This window comes from Bacillus sp. N5-665 (assembly GCF_022637375.2).
Classification (GTDB): Bacteria; Bacillota; Bacilli; order Bacillales; family Bacillaceae_G; genus Bacillus_A; species Bacillus_A wiedmannii.
Genome location: NZ_CP093325.1, coordinates 2,946,382 through 2,967,069, shown reverse-complemented (window position 1 = coordinate 2,967,069; position 20,688 = coordinate 2,946,382). Strand labels below are relative to the sequence as shown.

17 protein-coding genes, 1 pseudogene, 1 riboswitch and 1 other annotated feature (1 of these 20 only partly in view) are annotated in these 20,688 nt (G+C 33.2%); of the genes and pseudogenes, 14 read left to right on the top strand and 4 right to left on the bottom strand.

Annotated elements, in window-relative coordinates; translation table 11 throughout:
- Nucleotides 1-146, top strand: a binding site (T-box leader) (it extends 111 nt beyond the left edge of the window).
- Nucleotides 147-228: 82 nt separating this feature from the next.
- Complete coding sequence (gene lysS / locus MNO09_RS17915; RefSeq protein ID WP_098116398.1) at nucleotides 229-1,782, top strand: lysine--tRNA ligase; 1,554 nt, start codon at nucleotides 229-231, stop codon at nucleotides 1,780-1,782.
- Between the two features lie 60 nt (nucleotides 1,783-1,842).
- Here lysS and MNO09_RS17910 read toward each other — a convergent pair whose 3' ends face one another.
- Nucleotides 1,843-2,271: a cell wall hydrolase gene (locus tag MNO09_RS17910; RefSeq protein ID WP_001128408.1), complete on the bottom strand. Its 429-nt coding sequence runs from the start codon at nucleotides 2,269-2,271 to the stop codon at nucleotides 1,843-1,845.
- Between the two features lie 156 nt (nucleotides 2,272-2,427).
- Between MNO09_RS17910 and MNO09_RS17905 the strand changes: the two genes are divergently transcribed.
- From MNO09_RS17905 to MNO09_RS17895, 3 genes are all read left to right on the top strand, one after another.
- Nucleotides 2,428-3,342: an acetamidase/formamidase family protein gene (locus MNO09_RS17905; RefSeq protein ID WP_000285655.1), complete on the top strand. Its 915-nt coding sequence runs from the start codon at nucleotides 2,428-2,430 to the stop codon at nucleotides 3,340-3,342.
- Between the two features lie 126 nt (nucleotides 3,343-3,468).
- On the top strand, nucleotides 3,469-4,176 hold the full coding sequence (locus tag MNO09_RS17900) for a response regulator transcription factor (protein ID WP_078183862.1): 708 nt from the start codon (nucleotides 3,469-3,471) through the stop codon (nucleotides 4,174-4,176).
- Entirely contained in the window at nucleotides 4,173-5,156 is a 984-nt protein-coding gene (locus tag MNO09_RS17895; protein WP_000620165.1) for a sensor histidine kinase, read from the top strand. Before MNO09_RS17900 ends, MNO09_RS17895 begins: the two co-directional genes overlap by 4 nt.
- Nucleotides 5,157-5,474: 318 nt before the next feature.
- Here the strand turns inward: MNO09_RS17895 and MNO09_RS17890 are convergent, their stop codons facing one another.
- Nucleotides 5,475-6,101, bottom strand: a complete 627-nt coding sequence (locus MNO09_RS17890; RefSeq protein WP_000373290.1) for a DUF6518 family protein — start codon at nucleotides 6,099-6,101, stop codon at nucleotides 5,475-5,477.
- Nucleotides 6,102-6,468: 367 nt separating this feature from the next.
- Here MNO09_RS17890 and MNO09_RS17885 point away from each other — a divergent pair, with 367 nt between their 5' ends.
- On the top strand, nucleotides 6,469-7,368 hold the full coding sequence (locus tag MNO09_RS17885; RefSeq protein ID WP_000354629.1) for a LysR family transcriptional regulator: 900 nt from the start codon (nucleotides 6,469-6,471) through the stop codon (nucleotides 7,366-7,368).
- 72 nt (nucleotides 7,369-7,440) lie between these two features.
- On the opposite strand, the gene MNO09_RS17880 is transcribed toward MNO09_RS17885, so the two are convergent.
- Nucleotides 7,441-8,430 (bottom strand): aldo/keto reductase family protein, encoded by a 990-nt coding sequence (locus MNO09_RS17880; RefSeq protein ID WP_000395983.1) that lies wholly within the window; start codon nucleotides 8,428-8,430, stop codon nucleotides 7,441-7,443.
- Between the two features lie 518 nt (nucleotides 8,431-8,948).
- Here MNO09_RS17880 and abc-f point away from each other — a divergent pair.
- From abc-f to MNO09_RS17855, 5 genes and pseudogenes are all read left to right on the top strand, one after another.
- The gene (gene abc-f, locus MNO09_RS17875) at nucleotides 8,949-10,577 is read left to right on the top strand and encodes a ribosomal protection-like ABC-F family protein (protein ID WP_070168854.1); all 1,629 of its coding nucleotides are present in this window, start codon (nucleotides 8,949-8,951) and stop codon (nucleotides 10,575-10,577) included.
- Between the two features lie 20 nt (nucleotides 10,578-10,597).
- Nucleotides 10,598-11,150: pseudogene (locus MNO09_RS17870) on the top strand (GNAT family N-acetyltransferase).
- A 280-nt stretch (nucleotides 11,151-11,430) separates the two neighbouring features.
- The gene (locus MNO09_RS17865; RefSeq protein WP_000404253.1) at nucleotides 11,431-12,201 is read left to right on the top strand and encodes an ABC transporter ATP-binding protein; all 771 of its coding nucleotides are present in this window, start codon (nucleotides 11,431-11,433) and stop codon (nucleotides 12,199-12,201) included.
- A complete protein-coding gene (locus MNO09_RS17860; RefSeq protein WP_000144149.1) occupies nucleotides 12,176-14,107 on the top strand; it encodes an ABC transporter permease in 1,932 nt (643 codons plus the stop codon). The genes MNO09_RS17865 and MNO09_RS17860 overlap by 26 nt, the downstream gene beginning before the upstream one ends.
- 68 nt (nucleotides 14,108-14,175) lie before the next feature.
- Entirely contained in the window at nucleotides 14,176-14,847 is a 672-nt protein-coding gene (locus MNO09_RS17855) for a lipoprotein BA_5634 family protein (RefSeq protein ID WP_002096581.1), read from the top strand.
- A 76-nt stretch (nucleotides 14,848-14,923) separates the two neighbouring features.
- Here MNO09_RS17855 and MNO09_RS17850 read toward each other — a convergent pair whose 3' ends face one another.
- On the bottom strand, nucleotides 14,924-15,265 hold the full coding sequence (locus MNO09_RS17850; RefSeq protein WP_000690182.1) for a DUF3914 domain-containing protein: 342 nt from the start codon (nucleotides 15,263-15,265) through the stop codon (nucleotides 14,924-14,926).
- Nucleotides 15,266-15,541: 276 nt separating this feature from the next.
- On the opposite strand from MNO09_RS17850, the gene MNO09_RS17845 reads away from it, so the two are divergent.
- The 4 genes from MNO09_RS17845 (at nucleotide 15,542) to ddlB (ending at nucleotide 20,442) form a co-directional block, all read left to right on the top strand.
- Entirely contained in the window at nucleotides 15,542-16,783 is a 1,242-nt protein-coding gene (locus tag MNO09_RS17845; protein ID WP_000517081.1) for an esterase/lipase family protein, read from the top strand.
- Between the two features lie 87 nt (nucleotides 16,784-16,870).
- Nucleotides 16,871-17,914 (top strand): homoserine dehydrogenase, encoded by a 1,044-nt coding sequence (locus MNO09_RS17840; protein WP_000868161.1) that lies wholly within the window; start codon nucleotides 16,871-16,873, stop codon nucleotides 17,912-17,914.
- Nucleotides 17,915-18,074: 160 nt separating this feature from the next.
- The gene (gene pdxR, locus MNO09_RS17835) at nucleotides 18,075-19,523 is read left to right on the top strand and encodes a MocR-like pyridoxine biosynthesis transcription factor PdxR (protein WP_000471626.1); all 1,449 of its coding nucleotides are present in this window, start codon (nucleotides 18,075-18,077) and stop codon (nucleotides 19,521-19,523) included.
- 4 nt (nucleotides 19,524-19,527) lie between these two features.
- Entirely contained in the window at nucleotides 19,528-20,442 is a 915-nt protein-coding gene (gene ddlB, locus MNO09_RS17830; RefSeq protein WP_002096579.1) for a D-alanine--D-alanine ligase, read from the top strand.
- A 72-nt stretch (nucleotides 20,443-20,514) separates the two neighbouring features.
- A riboswitch (TPP riboswitch) is annotated at nucleotides 20,515-20,620 on the top strand.
- Nucleotides 20,621-20,688 lie beyond the last annotated feature (68 nt).

Below are 20,688 nucleotides of genomic sequence, written 5' to 3'. Positions count from 1 at the left end.
AACTAATTTGTTTAGGGATGGTGCGACGGATTCTCCCGTTATAGAGATAGGGTATAAGCATATTTTGCCGTACCTGAAGAGGTTAATATGGCGACGTATTAACAAACTGAGGTGGTACCGCGAAGCTAACAACTCTCGTCCTCAAGATGAATAATCTTGGGGGTGGGAGTTTTTTTATTGCATAAATTTGAAAATATGAAAACAAATAATAATTGAGGTGAATAACATATGCATTGGGCGTATGAAGTAGCACATGAATTAATAAGAAAACATCCAAATAAAGAAACTTTTGTTTGCGCATCTGGAATAAGTCCATCTGGTTCTGTTCATATCGGGAACTTTCGCGAAATAATAACGACTTATTTCGTTGTAAGAGCACTTCAAGATTTAGGGAAAAAGACTCGTTTTATATTTTCATGGGATGATTATGATAGGTTTAGAAAAGTCCCTAAAAATATTGATCCATCTTTTGCAAAATATATTGGTATGCCATACTGTGATATTCCAGATCCATATGGCTGTCATAATTCGTATGCAGGGCATTTTGAAAAAGAGTTTGAGAAATCGCTTCAAGTATTTGGGATTGAAGTGGAATTCATATACCAACATGCTGAATATAGAAGCGGAAGGTATAACAAAAACATATTAGAGGCTTTATATAAAAGAAAAGAAATATATGATATTTTAATGAGATTTAAAACTGGGGAGTGTAGTGAAGAAGAGCGAGAGAGCTTTTATCCGGTTACGTTATATTGTGAGAGATGCGGGAAAGATGCAACAACGATTACACATTTTGATGAAGTGTTAAAAACAGTACGGTATGAATGTGAATGTGGAAAGCAAAATGAATTATCGGTCTTAGATACAAATATAATGAAATTGAATTGGAAAATCGATTGGCCGATGAGGTGGATGATAGAGGATGTTATTTTTGAACCGGGCGGAAGAGATCATTCATCAGAAACGGGTAGTTATAATGTATCAAAGGAAATTGCGATGGAAATATTCAATCGTGAAGCTCCTCATTATGTTTCTTATGATTTCATTGGCATTAAAGGGAATCATAAAAAAATGTCTAGTTCTTCAGGGAATAGTATTACACCTAGCGAGCTGTTAAAAGTGTATTTGCCCGAAGTGATTCTTTTTATGTTTGCTAAATATAGACCAAACGCAGCTTTTCATATCGGCCTTGATGAAGATGTGATTCGCAATTATACAGAGTATGAACGATTAAAAGATAGTTATGAAAATAAAACGCTCAAAAATGAAGATTTATTTGATGCAATTAAACTCTCTAAAGTTGATAGCGGGTTTAAAGAGTATCCAAAGTTTAATCAGGTTGCTGGAACGTTACCGCTATTAAATTTTGATTCATCTATTTTACAAGGTATATTAGAAAAAACAGATAGGAGTTATGCATTAGATGCTATGATAGCGATATGTAACCGTGCAGAGTATTGGATAAGAAACTTTCAATCTGAAAAATTAATTGCGGTAAATCTAGAGAGAAATACAGAGTTTTACAACACATTAGATGAAAGACAGAAAGAGTGGCTAGTAGAAGTTTGCAACATACTTCGTTCTAACAAAGATTACTCTAACTTAATGGAACAATTGTATTCGATTTGTCATCATGAAAATAAAAAAATAATGAAAGAAAATCAAAAACAATTATTTATTATTATATATAGGCTCATAATAAATCAGTCTAGCGGCCCACGTATACCGTTATTAATACATGTAGTAGGCATTGAAAAATTCATCACATTATTAGATTTCTAAAAAATAAAGGAAACGCAAGTACTCAGAGATCTAAGCTAAGTACTTGCGTTTCATATTTTGCTACCGTGAATACATTTTCGGACATTCATCACCACGTGGTTCATAAAAACAATGACTTTTAAACTGTCCTACAAACGGCTGATTATACCATTCAGGTGGACAAGCACCAACTGGACGGAAATACCAAAGAGCCCAACGTGCTGGCCAGCGCCATTCACCTTGTAAAACTTTTCTTGCAATTTCTTTTTCAGAATCACGAGCACGCTGATAAAAATATCCGTATTGCACTGCTTCAAATCCACCGGGACTTTGATATACTGCGTCACGTACAGAACGAAGCTGTTTAAAATCTAAGCAATCACAAAATACACGATTTACTACTACGCAGCCAACAAGTTGTTCACCTTGTCGACCTTCTCCTTCAGCTTCTGCACGAATTAAACGAGCTAGTAAATCAACATCACTTTCGTTATATGGAATAAGGGGCATAGTGCTACCACCTTTCTTTATCTGTTATAGTAAAGAGTGTATGTATGAAAATAAGCTAAGTGCTTTTCTATATGTAAATTCATTAATTTTCACAATTAGCTTTTATGAAAAAAGCTAATTAGTAATTGTAGACTAATGTAAAAGGGGAGAGATAACGTGTATCGAATTCATAAAGACCATATTATTTACGCAATGTCACCAGAAAATAAGCCGTGTATGGAAGTAGAAATTGGGAGTCGTCTTGTATTTGAAACATATGATTGCTTTGAAAATCAAATTGAATCTGAAGATGTTGCGTTTCAAGAATTAGATTGGAACCGAATTAATCCGGCGACTGGGCCTGTATATATTAATGGTGCAGAACCTGGTGATATATTAGTTGTAATGATTGAAAAGATTAAAATTGCAGAGCAAGGTGTTTTAACTACAGGAGCGAATCTTGGCGTAATGGGTGAAGATCTAAACGAAAATACAGTGAAAATCGTCCCAATACATAATGAACATGTTTTGTTTTCAAATGAACTACAAATCCCGATTAATCCAATGATCGGTGTTATTGGTACTGCGCCGAAAGAAGAGAGTATTTCATGTGGCACACCGCATGATCACGGCGGGAATATGGACTGTAAAGAAATAAAAGAAGGGACAACATTATTATTACCTGTAAATGTTCCTGGTGCCCTATTAGCATTAGGTGATTTACACGCGGCGATGGGTGATGGTGAAATTGGTGTTAGTGGAGTAGAGGTTGCTGGTGAGGTAACTGTTACAGTTCAAATTATAAAAGGAAAGAAATGGTCACTACCAATGGCGATCCAAAAAGAAAAAATAATGACGATTGCTTCAGAGAAATTGTTAGATGATGCAGCGAATCGCGCTGTACGTAATATGGTGACATTTTTACATAAGGAATTAGAAATGTCTAAAGCTAATGCAACACTTTTATTATCAGCTGCAGGCGATTTAAGAGTTTGCCAAGTTGTAGATCCACTGAAAACAGCACGAATGGAACTAGGTATGAATTATGTGGAGAAGCTAGGTTTTAATTTGAGTAAATTTCATCTTAAATAAGAATGATAGAAGAAGGATGCTGTTGTATAAAAGTATCCTTTTTTGATTTACGGATGATATAAAAACAGGTAGTATTTATTTTATATAATTGAATATAAGATTGTGGATCGAAAAAGGAGTAAACACATGGTTAAAATTATGATTGTAGAAGACGATATGAAAATTGCAGAACTATTATCAACACATGTCGCGAAATACGGGTATGAAGGAATTATTGTATCGGATTTTCAAAATGTATTAAACATTTTTTTAGAAGAACAACCAGAGTTAGTTTTATTAGATATTAATTTACCGAGTTTTGATGGGTACTATTGGTGTCGTCAAATTCGCGGAGTTTCTACATGTCCGATACTATTTATTTCAGCCCGTGAAGGTACGATGGATCAAGTTATGGCACTAGAAAACGGTGGTGATGATTTCATTTCAAAGCCATTCCATTACGAAGTGGTAATGGCTAAAATTCGTAGTCATTTAAGACGTGCTTATGGAGATTATGCACCGAAAGTAGAAGAACGGATGGTTGAGCAACAAGGTCTTTGTTTATATCCTGAAAGGCTTGTATTGAAATTGCGTAATCAAGGGATTGATATAACGAGAAACGAAGCCATTTTATTAGAAATGTTAATGAAAAATTATCCGCGTGTTGTGGGTAGAGAAGTGCTGTTGAATAAATTATGGGATAGCGAATCTTATGTTGATGATAATACTTTAAGCGTAAATACAACTCGTGTGCGAAAAAAGTTAAAAACGTTACAGATTGAAGATGCGATTGAAACGATTCGTAGTGTCGGTTATAGATTACATATTACTTGGGATACTGGTATGGAGAAATGATAAGATTATTTATTCGTGATCATATACCACTTATTTGTTTTACAGCAATCCAATTACTAGCCATATTTCTTGTATATTGGTTTGATGGGCATAACCATATTGCAACGGCATTATATGCAATGTTTTTAGGTGTCTTTTTTATGGTAGGCTATTTAGTATTTCGTTATTTTACTCATCGTACTTTCTATGAACGATTAGCAAATCCGTTGAACTCTTTGGATGAATCTGTTCAAAAATCAGATTTTGCAGCTTTATCTGATGCTCTTCAAGAACTTCTTGAGGTGCAATATCGACATTATCAAAATCAGCTGCAAATACAAGAGAGAAAAAATAATGATCATTTAACTTTTATGAATCAGTGGATTCATCAAATGAAAACACCTTTATCTGTAATAGAATTAATTACACAAGATGAAGTCGATTCACGTTTTGAAAGTATAAATGAGGAAACAGATAGGCTGAAAAAGGGGTTAGAGATGGCTCTGTATGTCGCACGTTTAGAAGCATTTACACAAGACTTTTATGTGGAAAAAGTACAACTACATAAAATAGTGAATGATTCTGTACATGAACATAAACGCTTCTTTATCCGGAATTTTGTATATCCAGAGCTTAAAATTGATAAGGACATTAGTGTAGAAAGTGATGCGAAATGGTTACAATTTTTAATTGGACAAATACTATCGAATGCGATTAAATATTCATCAGGTAGTAGAGAAAAGATTAAAGTGAAAGCTTGTAAGGAAGGTAATACAGTTATACTTGAAATTGCCGATAATGGCGTAGGGATACCGAAGCAAGATTTACCAAGAGTGTTTAAACCTTTCTTTACAGGAGAAAATGGCAGAGATTTTAAAGAATCAACTGGAATGGGGCTATATCTTGTATATGAAATTACGAAACAATTAGGACATAGTGTAGAAATCCATTCAGAAGTTGGTAAAGGTACCGTTGTACGAATTATATTTTTTAATGTGTAAATAAGTGAACTAGGCTAAAGAACTTTGGAGATAAGTTTTTTAGCCTTACTTTATAGCGATTATATGAAATGGTAAAAGGTAATCTTCGTATGTATAATGACACGCAAATAAATACGATTGTTAAATTAGAAGTATTTAATAAAAAGCTGATAAATAGTTTTTGTAAGAAAAAAGCCACCCCTTTGAAAGAAATAGCTTCATGAATCCATCATATGAATAAGTGTATCAACATTAATAAGTATAATGTTCGAATTCGTGATATGTTTTGTGGATTATTATAGAATTAGTCTTTTGTTTTTTCATGATACAGTATTGTAATTAAGTAAACAAACTTAATAATGTATATCCAATTATTCCTAAAATAGTGATAGGAACCATCATTAAGAAAGAAGAAATTCGATTAGCATTAGAGCGTTCTAACACAAGAATCAAGATAATCCCGACTATCACTTCGGTATATCCAACAGGTAACATGTGACTATAGTCTTCAAAATTTAAAAGAATGTGAAGTCCATCCGTTACAAAAACTCCACTAATAAGCGCGCTTCCGAATTTATGAAGTGGATTTGTAGTATCTTTCCATAGAAAACCTGCAGTTCCAAAGATAGTTCCTCCTATAAATGCACATACAATCCATACAGATATAAAATAAATAGAGTGAGCTACATTTTTAATAACTATTGCATAACCATAATAGCCTAATACCATACCGAGTAGTGCAAGGATACCAGAAAGTATAGCTGTACGCTTAGAATAACTAAAGCTAGCCACAAAAAAGGATGGAACTAACCAAACACTTCCTAGATTAGCTAATGAATTCCAATGTCCTGGAAGTATACCTTGCCCCAATTTAGTTAGTATACCAACAATAATCCCTACTATAATCGGGATGAGAAAAATCTTTAAAAACATATTTAACTTTGTGATTTTTAATGCCCTGTCCATAAAATCAACCCTTACATTAATATTTTCTGCAAACATATAATAGCTTATTGTAGGGGGATAATCAATAAAAATTTATCGAAAAACAACAAGTGATTATTGGGTAACGAATAACATTTTGTTTTTATAATTGGGTGAATAAAATATCAAGTACTCGTTACTCAACCAAATGGTAAATCAAATAATATATGGAAGTAATGAAATTGCCCAAAACATGTAATTCAACTTAGTATAAATCTCTCGTATTTTCATGAAATGATTTATGATAAAAAAGAAACGAAAAGGGATTGATATAGTTTCCTCCTGTTTTTATTTACAATTTATTAGAAGGAGGGATTTTTTACTAGTTGTGAATGATAGGGGGATTGTAATGGATATTCGAAAAATAAAATATTTCATAACGGTGGCAGAAGAATTAAACTTTAGCCGTGCAGCAGAACGCCTAATGATGGCACAACCTCCTTTAAGCCAAGAAATTCGTAAATTAGAAGATGAATTAGGGGTCCAACTTTTTCATCGAACAAAAAGAGTGGTTGAGCTTACCGATGCTGGGAAAATATTTTTAGAAGGGTCTCGGCAAACGTTACTTCAAGTAGAAAGAACTATTAAAGAAACACAGCTTGCGGATGAAGGAAAGATTGGACATTTAATCATCGGTTTTGTCGATTCTACAGAAACGGTTATAAACATATTAAAAACATTTCGAGAACGCTTTCCTAAAATTCAGCTTATATTACGCGAGATGACAACAGACCAGCAGATAAAAGCACTCTATGAAAAGCAAATTCACATTGGATTTATTCGTTCTAAGCAGAATAATGAAATATTTTCTTCCGAAGTTTGTTCTAAAGAACGTTTAAAATTGGTTTTACATGAAAATCACGCATTAGTTTCGTTACCTAATATTTCTATTAAAGAACTAGTAGATGAACCATTTGTTTTATTTCCTCGTCATTTCGGTACTAACTTTTATGATTTAATTATTAGTTACTTTTGGGAGCATGGAGTAAGTTTAAATATTGTTCAAGAAGCAATTCAAATGCAGACGATTGTTAATTTAGTTGCAGCAGGAATGGGAATTTCTGTCGTTCCATCATCGGTGGAAAGTTATAAAAAATCGGGAGTCATATATAAAGACATTGAGGAACATACACCGGAAATAAACTTATACGCTGGATGGAGGCAGGATGAAAAGTCTGTCGTGCTCGAGAACTTCTTAGCAGTTGTTAGAGAGATTTATACGACTTCACAATTTGAATTTGAAAAGTAAAGGCCCATCTTGATTGGATGGGCAGTAGTAATTTGGGAAAGGTACTATATTTATTGTTAAGTCACTGACGATTTAACCTGTTTTACTTGGGTCATACTCAATGAAACCTTTTAGTACACTATCAATTTGACCCATAATTTCAGGTGACAATGTAACACTAGAAGCAATTACATTTTCTCTTATTTGCTCCGGATCTGAAGCGCCAATAATTGCAGAGGAAACAGCTGGATTTTGTAGTACCCAAGCAACTGCGAGTTGAGGTAAGGTAAGATTATTTTCAATTGCAATAGGATTAAGTTTCTGTATTGCAGTAAGTACATCATCACTCATCCAACGTTGTACGAGTTTGTTGAAAAAGGGTTTTCCTGCATCTGAATTAGCACGTGATTGGGCGGGGAGTGGTTTACCTGGTTGATATTTTCCAGTGAGAATACCTTGTGCGAGGGGAGACCAAACAATTTGGCCAAGTCCTTCACGTTGACATGTTGGAATCACATCAGTTTCTATAACTCGCCACAACATCGAATATTGAGGTTGGCTAGCAATAAGAGGGATTTTCAATTCTCGTGCAAGTGCTGCACCGCGTGTGATTTGCTCCGATGTCCATTCACTTACGCCTAAATAAAGGACTTTCCCTTGTCTTACAAGATCTGAGAAAGCTAACATTGTTTCTTCCAGAGGTGTTGTTGTATCGAATCGATGTGCATAATAGACATCAATGTAGTCTGTATGTAGCCGTTGTAACGATGCATTACAATTTTCTATAATATGTTTTCGTGATAAACCTCGATCATTTTTTCCAGGTCCGGTCGGATGACATACTTTTGTACAAAGTTCTATACTTTCTCGGCGTATACCTTTCAAAGAGCGGCCAAGCACTTCCTCAGCAATAGTGTCCGAATAAACATCTGCAGTATCGAACGTTGTAATTCCAACATCTAATGCGGCTTTCACACATTCATTTGCAGTATCTTCATTTACTTTTCCACCATGGTTTATCCAGTTACCATATGCAATCTTACTTACTGTTAATCCACTGTTTCCGAGTTTGCTAAATTCCATTGTAGAATCCCTCCTTAAAAATGATAACTTTATTATAAAAACTGAAATGTAGTATGTATAATATAAAATTAATCATACAGTTATATAAAAATTATATAAGAGGGAGTGCTTAGAAGGTTATTATTAGGGAAATCTAAAGGAAAAGTAGTATAGCAAATGTAAAGTATGCTTGTTCAATTTGAAGCTAAGAAATGATAAATAGACCTAGAAGAAAGTAATCATAATAATAGCACATATAATTGCATTTACTCATACAGTACTATCATGGTACAATATGGTTACTAACGACGGAAAGGAATGATGGGTGGACGATGATTAACTAATCTTATTTTTAAATGTTGAAATTCAATAAATTTCAATTTCTAAAAAATAGGATTAGTCTACCCAATTTCCATACAACGGTATTGCTATTTATGTTACGCAATAGCTTATTTGGGTATAAATATTTTAACGACTAATCCTGCCAAATTTATTTGGGAGGATTTTTTTATTCTCCCTTAATGAAAGGGATCGGTATTATGAAAGAACTATTAAAATTAAATGATGTTTATGTTGAAATAAAGGAAAACACTTTGTTAGAGAAAATGAATGTGACAGTAAGACAAGGGGATGTTATCGGGTTAATTGGTAAAAACGGGGCTGGTAAATCAACGTTACTTCAATTAATAAATGGGAAAATTGAACCATCAAAAGGTACTGTTGAATGGATGCAAATGAATATGACAACAGCATATGTTGAACAAGAAAAAGAATCATTTGTTAGTAAGGATATAATTGCAAAAGAAGCGGAACTCCTTGCAAAATGGGGCGTGCCAACGAACGATTTTCTAACTTTAAGTGGTGGTGAAAAGCTAAAAGTTCGATTAGCAAAAGGATTTTCCGAAAATCCTAATGTTTTAATATTAGACGAACCGACAAATCATCTAGATGAGATGAGTACGGAATTTCTTATTAAACAAATCAAAAATATGAAAGGTACAGTTATCGTCGTATCACATGATCGATATTTTTTAGATGTTATCGCAACAAGAATATGGTCAATTGAGGATAAGAAATTAATTGATCATAGTGGTAATTATATAAGTTATATGAAAGCACGTGAACATAAAAGAATGACGCAGCAGCGTGAATATGAAAAACAACAAAAGAAGATAGAACAAGTAGAAACTCATATAAAAGAATTAAGTTCATGGTCACAAAAGGCACATGCACAGTCTACAAAGCAAGAAGGAGTGAAAGAGTTTTATCGTGTAAAGGCAAAGCGAATGGATGCGCAAGTAAAATCGAAACGAAAACGTCTTGAAAAAGAGCTTGAGAAAACGAAAGTTGAACGTGTGAAAGAAGATTATTCAGTTGAATTTTCTATTCAAGCGACTAAAAAAGTAGGGAAACGTTTCTTAGAAGTAAAACAATTACGGAAAGAATTTAATAATCGGACATTATTTGAAAACGTTAATTTTACAATTCAGCACGGTGAGAAGGTTGCGATTATTGGGCCGAATGGTAGTGGGAAAACAACTTTACTGAAGATGATTATGGGAAACGAAACTGCTGAAGGAGAAGTATGGATTTCACCATCAGCAAACATCGGTTATTTAACACAAGAAGTATTTGATTTACCACTTGATAAAACACCAGAAGATTTATTTTATAAAGTTACATTTGAAGAAAGAGGAAAAGTCCAAAATTTAATGAAACATTTAGGGTTCCAAGCTTCTCAATGGACAGAGCCGATACGATATATGAGTATGGGGGAACGAGTAAAATGTAAGCTAATGGCTTATATTTTAGATGAAAAAGATGTGCTTATATTAGATGAACCAACGAATCACCTTGATCTGCCTTCACGTGAACAGCTTGAAAATACATTAGCTGAGTATAACGGAACACTCGTTATCGTTTCTCACGATCGATATTTTCTGGAGAAAACAACTAACACAAAACTCGTGTTTGTAAACAATACGATACAAAAGCAACTTGAAGAACCTACGAAAACAAGGGATGAAATTGAAGAGCTACGTTTAACGTTAGAAACAGAAAGACAAGAAGTATTAGGGAAATTAAGCTTTTTAACTTCTAAAGACAAAGAATATAAAGAACTAGATGAACGGTTTATGGAACTTACGAAGCAGATTAAGGTGCTTTAAAGTAAGGAAGGGGGATTAAGATGGGAGAAGAGAGTTTGACTAAGTTATTTAGAATAGATTGTGGTGATATATACCTACAAGAGTTTACGTTCAAAGATGCAGAGAGTATTTATAAAATATCAAATCAACCAGAAATAGAAAAGTTTTTACCAGACTGGAAATCAACGAAAGAACAAAGCGTTTCTTCATGCAGTGAGAACTACGACTAACATAGATGATCACATATTAAGACTAGGAATATTTAAGAAAATCACAAATGAATTTATTGGATGGTGCTGCACAGGTATGAAAGGCGAACTCCCTGCACCGAACAGAGAAATTATGTATGCTGTTTCAAGTGAATATCATAATAATGGTTATGCAACGAAAGCGACTAAAGGCTTAATCGGCTATTTGTTTGAAAATACAAATGTGGATGTCCTTAACGCAATTGCTTTAATTAAAAATGTACCATCAAATAAAATTATTGAAAAATGTGGATTTACTTATTTGGGTCAACAGACGATAGAAAATCAACTATATAATCATTATGTATTGACTAAATCAGTGTGGATCAAAAATATTGCTCTTTAAAGTCATTAGTTAAAAATATAGCTTTGGGAAGGAAAAGACTGATAAAGCAATCGGTCTTTTTTCTTTTATATAATAAAGATTTGATATACATTGTCTTTCCTGCCACTATACAATTATTATAAGATAGTTATGCGTTAATTTTAGTTTGAAAACAGTTTTATTGTCAGTTTTTTTAGAAATCTTACAAGCGTGTAAGGTAAATGAAAGATGAATCAATATGAGCATTAAGACAATTCATTTACACTCTATTGTGAGAAGTGCAAATGAAGGGAGAATAGAAATGGAAATTTTACATGCGAAAAATATTAGTAAAGTATATAAAGGGAAAATACCTTTTAAAGCATTAGTAGATATTGATTTATCAATTCAAGAAGGTGAATTTATAGGGATTATGGGTCCATCTGGTAGCGGGAAAACTACATTATTAAATATGGTATCTACTATCGATTCTCCGTCTTCAGGAGAAATTTTAATAAATGGTACAAATCCTTTCCAGTTATCATCAGAAGATTTAGCTTTATTTCGTAGGAAACAATTAGGATTTGTTTTTCAATCATTTAATTTACTTAGCACACTTACAGTAAAGGAAAATATCGTACTGCCGATGACTTTAGATGGTGTTGCTGTGCAAGAAATGAACAAACGAGTACAAGAAATTGCAGCGAAATTAAATATAACAGATATATTGAATAAAAGAACGTTTGAAATATCAGGGGGCCAAGCTCAAAGAACAGCAATCGCTCGTGCAATTGTTCATAAGCCGCAATTATTACTTGCAGATGAACCAACAGGAAATTTAGACTCTAAATCTTCAAATGATGTAATGGAGATGTTAGATATTCTCAATAAGGAAGAAAAAGCTACGATGATGTTAGTTACTCATGATCCGTATGCAGCGAGTTTTTGCAGCCGAGTAATCTTTATTAAAGATGGTCAACTATATAACGAAATTTATTGTGGCGAAAGCAGGCAAACATTTTATCAAAAGATTATGGATGTCCTTTCTTTGTTAGGAGGGAAAAGGCATGACTTTTCGTCAGTTCGCATTTAACAATATTTTTCGCAATAAGCGTACATATGCTGCCCATTTTTTAAGTAGTGCATTTTCTATTATGATTTTCTTTACGTATGCTCTTTTATTATTTCATCCTGATTTACAAGGTGAGTTGAAATCGACAAGTGCAACAATAAGTGCATTTGGTACATTGGGATTTTCAGTTTCGCAAGGATTGATTTTTGTATTTTCATTTTTCTTCATTTTATATTCAGTTAGTTCGTTTTTAAAAACGCGTAAGAAAGAATTTGGCATTTTAATGATGCAAGGTATGTCAATGAGACAGCTTAAAAAATTATTATTAATTGAAAATATGCTGATTGGACTTGGTTCAATTTGTATAGGGATTTTCATTGGACTCATATTTTCTAAACTAGTCTTATTGATAAGTGCAAGTGTATTAATGATTAATAATGGCTTACCTTTTTATATACCAGTGCGGGCTGTATTATTAACAGTTATCACATTTCTTTTCTTGTTTTTAATTGTTTCATTATTTACATTTAAAATGATAAAAGTAACGGAACTTGTGGAACTTATTCGAGCAGAGGAAAAGCCAAAACCTGAACCGAAATCTTCAATTTTATTATCACTACTTTCTTTAATTGGTATAGGCTATGGATATTTTTCAGTATTTCGCTTCATATCAAGTACCAATTTTATTACGCTTGGAATAGGTGTGCTCCTAGTAATTATAGGAACGTACTTTTTATATACACAGTGTAGCGTTTATATATTGCACTTTGCTAAAAGGAGAGAATCTTTCTTTTTAAAGAGAACAAATATATTAACATTTTCTGAATTAATTTACCGTATGAAAGATAATGCAACGATGTTTTTTATAGTATCTATTGTTTCAGCAGTTGCATTTACAGCAATTGGTACAACAGCCGCAATTGGAAATAGGGATTTGGTAAGGATGACAAATCCCTATACATTTTTGTATGGAAGTTTTGAAAATGACAAAGTATTGAATAAAAATCTTTCTATTATAAAAAAACACCTTTCTGATGCTAATATTCCGTACCGAATGGCTTCATCTTCATATATATACACAGAAAATGGCGTAAATGTAATGAAGTTAAGTGAATATAACGATCTTGCTAAAGCACTAGGCTATCAACAAGAAATAATTGAAAAAGAAGATGAAATTTTATTAATTCCTGGAGTCGTATCACAAAAACAAGAATTTAAAAATGGCGAGTATAAAAAGAATATAGAAGTCATTCAAGGTGACTGGACAAAGACATTTTATGTGAAAAAAGCTGTAGAAAATTTAGTTTTACCACATGATTCTAGAACTATTTATATCGCTGTTCAAGATCAAGTATATGATGGAATACCTCTTACTAGTGACCCAGTTAATAAAGAAATTCCATATCGTACTTACGGATTTGTTGTAGACGATTGGATGAAAACGAAGGGGATTTCAAATGAATTAATTAATACATTTGAGAAAGATACTAGGGTAGGTAATTTTCAATTTCGAGCTTTAACTATAGATTTGTTAAGTGCGAAGCAAACGAATGGGTTATTACTTATGGCAAGTGTTTTAGTCGGAATCGTCTTCTTTACGTTCGCTGCTAGTTTTATTTATTTCAGATTATATACAGATTTGGATCGCGATCAACAGCAATATAAAATGATTTCGAAAATGGGATTAAGTAGAGGTGAGTTGAAAAAAGTTGTAACGAGGCAGTTATTATTAATGTTCTTCTTACCGATTGTCGTTGCAGTGATTCATACTGTAGTCGCTTATATGGCATTACAGCAATTAGTCGATTTTTCTATCATAAATAGTTCTATCGTTATTTTAATTTCATTTATATGTATACAAGTATTATATTTCTTTATAACTCGTTGGCGTTACCTGCAAAAGCTTTATAAGGTTATGGAGCAATAGAATTTATTAGCTTGTAAGACTACACTAAAGTATGTGGAAAAATGAACTGTATGATGAAAGGAAACGAGATGAAAAGAACTTTAACTATTTTTATGTTAATGATACTACTATTAATAAGTTTTAGTGCATGTTCTAAAAAGGAGAATCCATTTCCAGCAAACGGTTTATTAACCATTGGAGATGAAAATAAAATTTCACCAATTATTAATCGTTATCAGGAAATTACGAAAGCCAATGAAGTGTTTTCTGTGAAAACAGGTACTTATGGAAACGGACGGGTATTAATTTTAAATGAATCTACAGCACGAGCATTGATTAAAGATAAAGTTTTTCGTAAACGAGATAATGGCTCAAATTTTATACCTATAAATACGTTACCGAAATTCTCAAAAGAGGGTTCGCTACTGTTTGCACAAGAAGACGAAAAGACTTTGAGAAGTATTAAATTAGAAGGAAAAGAGGTTCCTGTTATATACAATAGTGACGCTTGGATAGGTAACAAACGTATTTATCCAACGCAATGGTATGTGATTGTATCAAAAAATGATATATATAAGGAGATAAAAGCAAATGAAACGAAAATGCATCTTCTTCAATTTAAAAAAACTTTAGGTGATGAAAACCCTAAAATGTCGACAGATAATACATTGGTTAATGAAAATGTCAAAGTAAAAAAGCTAATTAAAGGATTGGAAGGAGACGTATCTTTTCAGTTTGTAACGATTGGAGAAAAACCTTAAAAAAGAGTTCGAGGCTGATGAAAATTTTATCAACCTCGAACTCTTTTTAGTTTATAGATCACTCAAATATTTTGCCTTACATTACTTCATTTAATCGAGTCTCACTCGTTTCTTCAATCGCATTTGAATTTTGAACCGAATTGTTTTGGTCTTCTTTTTCTTTACGAGACTTTTGTAGCATTTCAAGGATGATCCATAAAGGAATACCTTTATCCTTTAACATCTTCCATAAATCTAATTCATTAAATTTATGCTCAGGTTGTTTCATTTCTTTTTCAGATGAACGAATATCAAACTTGATAGGATCATTTACTTTCTTACTTTCAAGTTTAGTAGAAGAGATAGTATTATGCTCAAGAGTAGATGGAGTTATGTTAGTAGGTTGAGATAATGTATGAATATTTGATCCGATTTTCATGCTTTTTCCTCCTTTTCAAGCAATGAGATTAGTTTTCTTATGGTTTTTAAATCTATTTAACATGAGGAAACTATATCTAATTATAAATTCAAATAATCAGATTTACAAGTTGTATTGTAAACAGTAAATGTTTACTTGAATTAATATTTATCAACATTTGTATATGTTTTCTATATATACAACGTATATAAAATACTTTACATTATGTTTAAGTTATTAAAGCATGCTGTGAATTTTTTAAAAGAAAAATGTAAACGTTTTATTAGGGGGGGAAGTATGGGGAAGTTATTTTTAAAAATATGTTTTTTCGTATTAGTGACTGTATGTTCATTCGCAATGAAAATAACGTACGCTGAAGAGAGACAACAAAATAATTATCCTATCATATTGGTGAATGGATTTGCTGGATGGGGTAGAGAAGAAATGCTTGGCGTAAAATATTGGGGTGGTGTTCATGATATACAGGAAGATTTGAAACAAAGTGGTTATATGGTACATACCGCAGCTGTTGGACCTGTTTCTAGTAACTGGGATCGTGCATGTGAATTATATGCGCAAATTAACGGTGGTACAGTAGACTACGGTGCCGCACATGCTGAGAAACATGGACATAATCGTTTTGGTAGAACTTATAGTGGTTTTGCACCGAATTGGAGTGAAACAAATAAAGTTCATTTAGTTGGGCATAGTATGGGTGGACAAACGATTAGAACATTAGTACAGCTATTAAAAGAAGGTAGTTTTGAAGAAAAGAATTATGTGAAAAATCACCCAGACACCAAAATATCACCACTATTTGAAGGCGGAAAATCATATGTTCATAGTGTGACAACATTAGCAACCCCTCACAACGGTACAACACTTGCGGATGGTAGTCTTCTGCTGCCGTTCGTTAAAGATTTACTTATTACAGCTGCAAGCTTTGGAGGAAACAATAATTTATCGTTATATGATTTTAAATTGGATCAATGGGGTATAAAGAAGAATGCTGGAGAGTCCTTTTTCCAATATAGTAATCGTATTCTAAATAGTTCAATTTGGAAAAATACAAAAGACATTAGTCAATGGGATTTAAGTACTGATGGTGCAAAGGAGTTAAATAATTGGGTAAAGACGCAACCGGATGTGTATTACTTATCTTATAGTGGACATGCATCACAAGCAGCACCTATAACAGGTTTACATTTACCTCATATAACGATGAATAAAGTGTTGATGGGGAATGCATTTTTCTTAGGTTCTTATGCGAGATATGAAGAAAACCGTCCGTTAGTTGATACTTCTTGGTGGCAAAATGATGGTGTAGTAAATACAAATTCTATGATTGCACCATCTTCTAATGTTGCTGTAAATAATAATGAGTCATTACAGGTTGGAAAATGGAATCATATCGAAACGAAAGCGAATTGGGACCATCTCGACATGGTAGGATTAAGTGTTTCAGATACGTTAGGTTTTTCTAGCATTCAAGAATTTTATAGAACAATTGCTGAAAAGCTATCACGTTTACCGAAATAGGTAATAATAAAGCGCTCTCGATGGAATTCGAGGGCGCTTTATATTATATTGAAAGAGGGATATGGTAGAAAAATATGGGGGGATATTATGAAAGTTCAAGTTGTATTATCAGGATATGGGACAGTAGGAAGAGAGTTTATAAAATTATTAAATGAAAAATATTTATATATAAATGAATCATATGGAATAGATTTAGTGGTAAGCGCTGTATTAGGTAGAAATGTTGCAATACATAATGAGGATGGATTATCTATTCATCACTTATTAACGTACGGTGGCGGTAGCGCTGCAATTGAAGAATACATTGAACATCATCCAGAGGAACGAGCAACAACTAGCATAAGTGGAACTGTATTAGTAGAATCAACAGTTACAAACCTTAAAGATGGAAATCCAGGAAAACAATATATAAAACAAGCGATTGAGAAACATATGGATATTGTCGCAATTTCAAAAGGCGCACTCGTTACAAACTGGAGAGAACTAAATGAAGCAGCAAAAATCGCAAATGTACGAATTCGATATAGTGGTGCAACTGCGGCCGCATTACCGACACTTGATATTGGTCAATTTAGTTTAGCTGGTTGCCATATTGAAAAAATAGAAGGAATATTAAACGGGACAACAAATTATATTCTTACGAAAATGAATGAGGAAGATATTACGTTTGAAGAAGCACTGAAAGAAGCGCAAAGTAAAGGGATTGCTGAAACGAACCCAATATTAGATGTAAGTGGTTCTGATAGTGCGTGTAAATTGTTACTTTTGACAAATAGTTTAATGGGAACAGAAAATACGCTTACTGATATACATATAAAAGGAATCGAACATGTTACAAAACAACAAATTCGAAATGCTAAAGAACAAAATAAATATATTAAATTAATAGCTTCAGCATATAAGGATAAGGACGGTAAAGTGGTTCTTCATGTGGAACCGTACGAAATAGATAAAGATCATCCGCTAGCAAAAGTAAATGGGACAGAAAAAGGAATTACGTTCTTTACAGATACGATGGGGCAAGTTACTACAATTGGTGGTGCTTCCAATCCACGCGGAGCCGCAGCAGCAGCTTTAAAAGATGTAATTAACTTATACCGCAAAGATTTATCCCTTAGTAATAGGCAGTAAAATGCCTGTTACTAAGGGATAATAATCAGTGGGTGATAATCAGCCCCATTGATTAAAGTTCCACTTTATAAGACCGTACCGCCCTTTATAAAAAATACATATGTAGTGGACCTTTTGAGAATGAAATAAATATGCAAAAATGATTGCAGGGGGTAAGGAATTGTTTAAAGATTTTAAAGTTGTGAAAGATCGTCCCGTTTATATTCAATTGAAAGATTATTTGAAAAAGATGATTATGAAAGGTCATTTGCTCGGGGATCAAAAAATCCCTTCAACTAGGGAATTAAGTGAATTACTAAGTGTGAGCAGAAATACTGTACTCGCTGCTTATGCGGATTTAGAGCAAGAAGGACTCATTTATGCAGTTAAAGGTAAAGGGAATTTTGTAGCTAAGGTTGATATATCGAACACTTCGTCTGTTGAAATAGATTGGAAAAATAAACTTAATACCGTTACCTTATTAGCGGATGAATTAGATTTAATGAAACATGGTGTTCGCTGGGAAAAAGGAATGATTGTTTTTAATAGCATTGCTCCGGACGAAAAGCTATTTGATGTGGAAAATTTCAAAAGAGCTTTTCTTACTCGTATGTCCATTGAAGGGGATGTCGTATTAAACTACGGATACGCAAAAGGTTATAGACCGTTAATGAATTATCTACTTCATTATATGGAAATGAAAGGTGTAGATATTTCGAACAAAGATATTTTAATTACAAATGGATTTACAGAAGGATTAGACATCGTGCTATCCTCGTTATCAAAGAAATCAGGGCGGGTTATTTGTGAGAATCCAACTCACCATGCTGCATTGAAGCTTTTCCGTTTACATGGACTTGAAGTTCACGGAATTAATATGAATGAAGATGGCATCGATACGAACGAAGTAGAAAAAAGTTTGCGTGAAAAAGAGTTTGATTTCGCATATTTAATTCCTTCCTATCATAATCCAACCGGTATTGTTACGAGTTCGGAGAAAAGAACGGAACTGATGAGATTATTCTCAAAATATAAGGTTCCTATTATAGAAGATGGATTTAATGAAGAGCTACGTTATTCAGGTTCACATTTAGCACCATTATTAACTTTTGCTGGCGCTGGTAATAATGTAATTTATATTAGTAGCTTTTCAAAGGTACTTTTCCCTGGCTTACGTGTAGGCTGGATCATCGCAGATAAAGAGCTGATTCATCATTTAGAAAGTGTAAAAAGAGCAAGAACGATTCACACATCTACGTTAGATCAAGCTGTTCTATTTCAATATTTACATGAAGGATATTTTGAAAAATATTTAAAAAAGGCAAGATCAGTTTATAAGAAAAAATATGAGTTAGCTGTTGGGGCGTGTAATGAGTACATTCCGTTTCAAAGAATGACCGGTGATGGTGGACTTCATTTATTTATAGAGTTAGAAGAAAAAATTCATGCCCGCACACTTTTACAAAAGTGTTATGAGCAAGGGGTTACATTTTCTCCTGGAGATGTTTTTTATTCTGATGGAGGAGGAGCGACTACTTTTCGATTAGGATTTTCACGTCTGAAAGAAGAAGAAATAGTTCGTGGAATCAAAATAATCGGTGATACAATAAAAAATGAAATTTGGAGTTGAGGAAATGAGAATTGGCGTTATTATGGGTGGAGTATCCTCTGAAAAACAAGTATCAATTATGACTGGAAATGAAATGATTGCAAATTTAGATAAAAATAAATATGAAATCGTACCAATTACGTTAAATGAAAAAATAGATTTAATCGAAAAAGCGAAAGACATTGATTTTGCGCTGCTCGCATTACACGGAAAATACGGAGAAGATGGGACGGTTCAAGGCACGCTTGAAAGTTTAGGTATTCCTTATAGCGGGAGCAATATGTTATCTAGCGGTATGTGTATGGACAAAAATATTTCGAAAAAGATTTTACGCTATGAAGGTATAGAAACACCCGATTGGATTGAACTTACAAAAATGGCGGATCTAAATCTTGATGAATTAGATAAGTTAGGATTTCCGTTAGTGGTAAAACCAAACTCTGGTGGATCAAGTGTTGGGGTAAAGATTGTATATGATAAAGATGAATTAATTTCAATGCTGGAAACTGTGTTTGAATGGGATTCTGAAGTAGTAATAGAGAAGTATATAAAAGGTGATGAGATTACATGTTCAATTTTTGATGGAAAACAGTTACCTATTATTTCAATCCGACATGCAGCTGAGTTCTTTGATTACAATGCAAAATATGATGATGTTAGTACAATTGAAGAAGTTATCGAGCTTCCAGCTGAATTGAAGGAACGTGTAAACAAAGCGTCACTGGCTTGTTATAAAGCATTGAAATGCAGCGTTTATGCAAGGGTGGATATGATGGTAAAGGACGGAATTCCATATGTAATGGAGGTTAATACATTACCAGGGATGACACAAGCAAGTTTACTACCGAAAAGTGCAGATGCAGCTGGTATTCATTATAGTAAACTATTAGATATGATTATTGAAACTTCATTAAAAGTAAGAAAAGAAGAAGGGTTTTAAGTAGCAGTATCATGAATGTTTTTGACAGTAACATGAAGTATGTTATGATGAATACAATACGAAAATTAAATATTTATCCACTAGGGGGGCCTATTATAGGCTGAGATCAAACGAGAATTTGAGACTCTTAGTACCTGATCTGGTTAATACTAGCGTAGGGAAGTGGGAAGACATTACTATTTTATGAATAAATACTGTCACTTTCACTTTCTTTACGTTTGTAAAGAAAGTTTTTTTATTTTACAG

Coding starts and splice junctions, on each gene's coding strand:
- lysS (WP_098116398.1), top strand. CDS start 229: ATGCATTGGGCGTATGAAGTAGCACATGAATTAATAAGAAAACATCCA.
- MNO09_RS17910 (WP_001128408.1), bottom strand. CDS start 2,271: ATGCCCCTTATTCCATATAACGAAAGTGATGTTGATTTACTAGCTCGT.
- MNO09_RS17900 (WP_078183862.1), top strand. CDS start 3,469: ATGGTTAAAATTATGATTGTAGAAGACGATATGAAAATTGCAGAACTA.
- MNO09_RS17895 (WP_000620165.1), top strand. CDS start 4,173: ATGATAAGATTATTTATTCGTGATCATATACCACTTATTTGTTTTACA.
- MNO09_RS17890 (WP_000373290.1), bottom strand. CDS start 6,101: ATGGACAGGGCATTAAAAATCACAAAGTTAAATATGTTTTTAAAGATT.
- MNO09_RS17885 (WP_000354629.1), top strand. CDS start 6,469: ATGGATATTCGAAAAATAAAATATTTCATAACGGTGGCAGAAGAATTA.
- MNO09_RS17880 (WP_000395983.1), bottom strand. CDS start 8,430: ATGGAATTTAGCAAACTCGGAAACAGTGGATTAACAGTAAGTAAGATT.
- abc-f (WP_070168854.1), top strand. CDS start 8,949: ATGAAAGAACTATTAAAATTAAATGATGTTTATGTTGAAATAAAGGAA.
- MNO09_RS17865 (WP_000404253.1), top strand. CDS start 11,431: ATGGAAATTTTACATGCGAAAAATATTAGTAAAGTATATAAAGGGAAA.
- MNO09_RS17860 (WP_000144149.1), top strand. CDS start 12,176: ATGACTTTTCGTCAGTTCGCATTTAACAATATTTTTCGCAATAAGCGT.
- MNO09_RS17855 (WP_002096581.1), top strand. CDS start 14,176: ATGAAAAGAACTTTAACTATTTTTATGTTAATGATACTACTATTAATA.
- MNO09_RS17850 (WP_000690182.1), bottom strand. CDS start 15,265: ATGAAAATCGGATCAAATATTCATACATTATCTCAACCTACTAACATA.
- MNO09_RS17845 (WP_000517081.1), top strand. CDS start 15,542: ATGGGGAAGTTATTTTTAAAAATATGTTTTTTCGTATTAGTGACTGTA.
- MNO09_RS17840 (WP_000868161.1), top strand. CDS start 16,871: ATGAAAGTTCAAGTTGTATTATCAGGATATGGGACAGTAGGAAGAGAG.
- ddlB (WP_002096579.1), top strand. CDS start 19,528: ATGAGAATTGGCGTTATTATGGGTGGAGTATCCTCTGAAAAACAAGTA.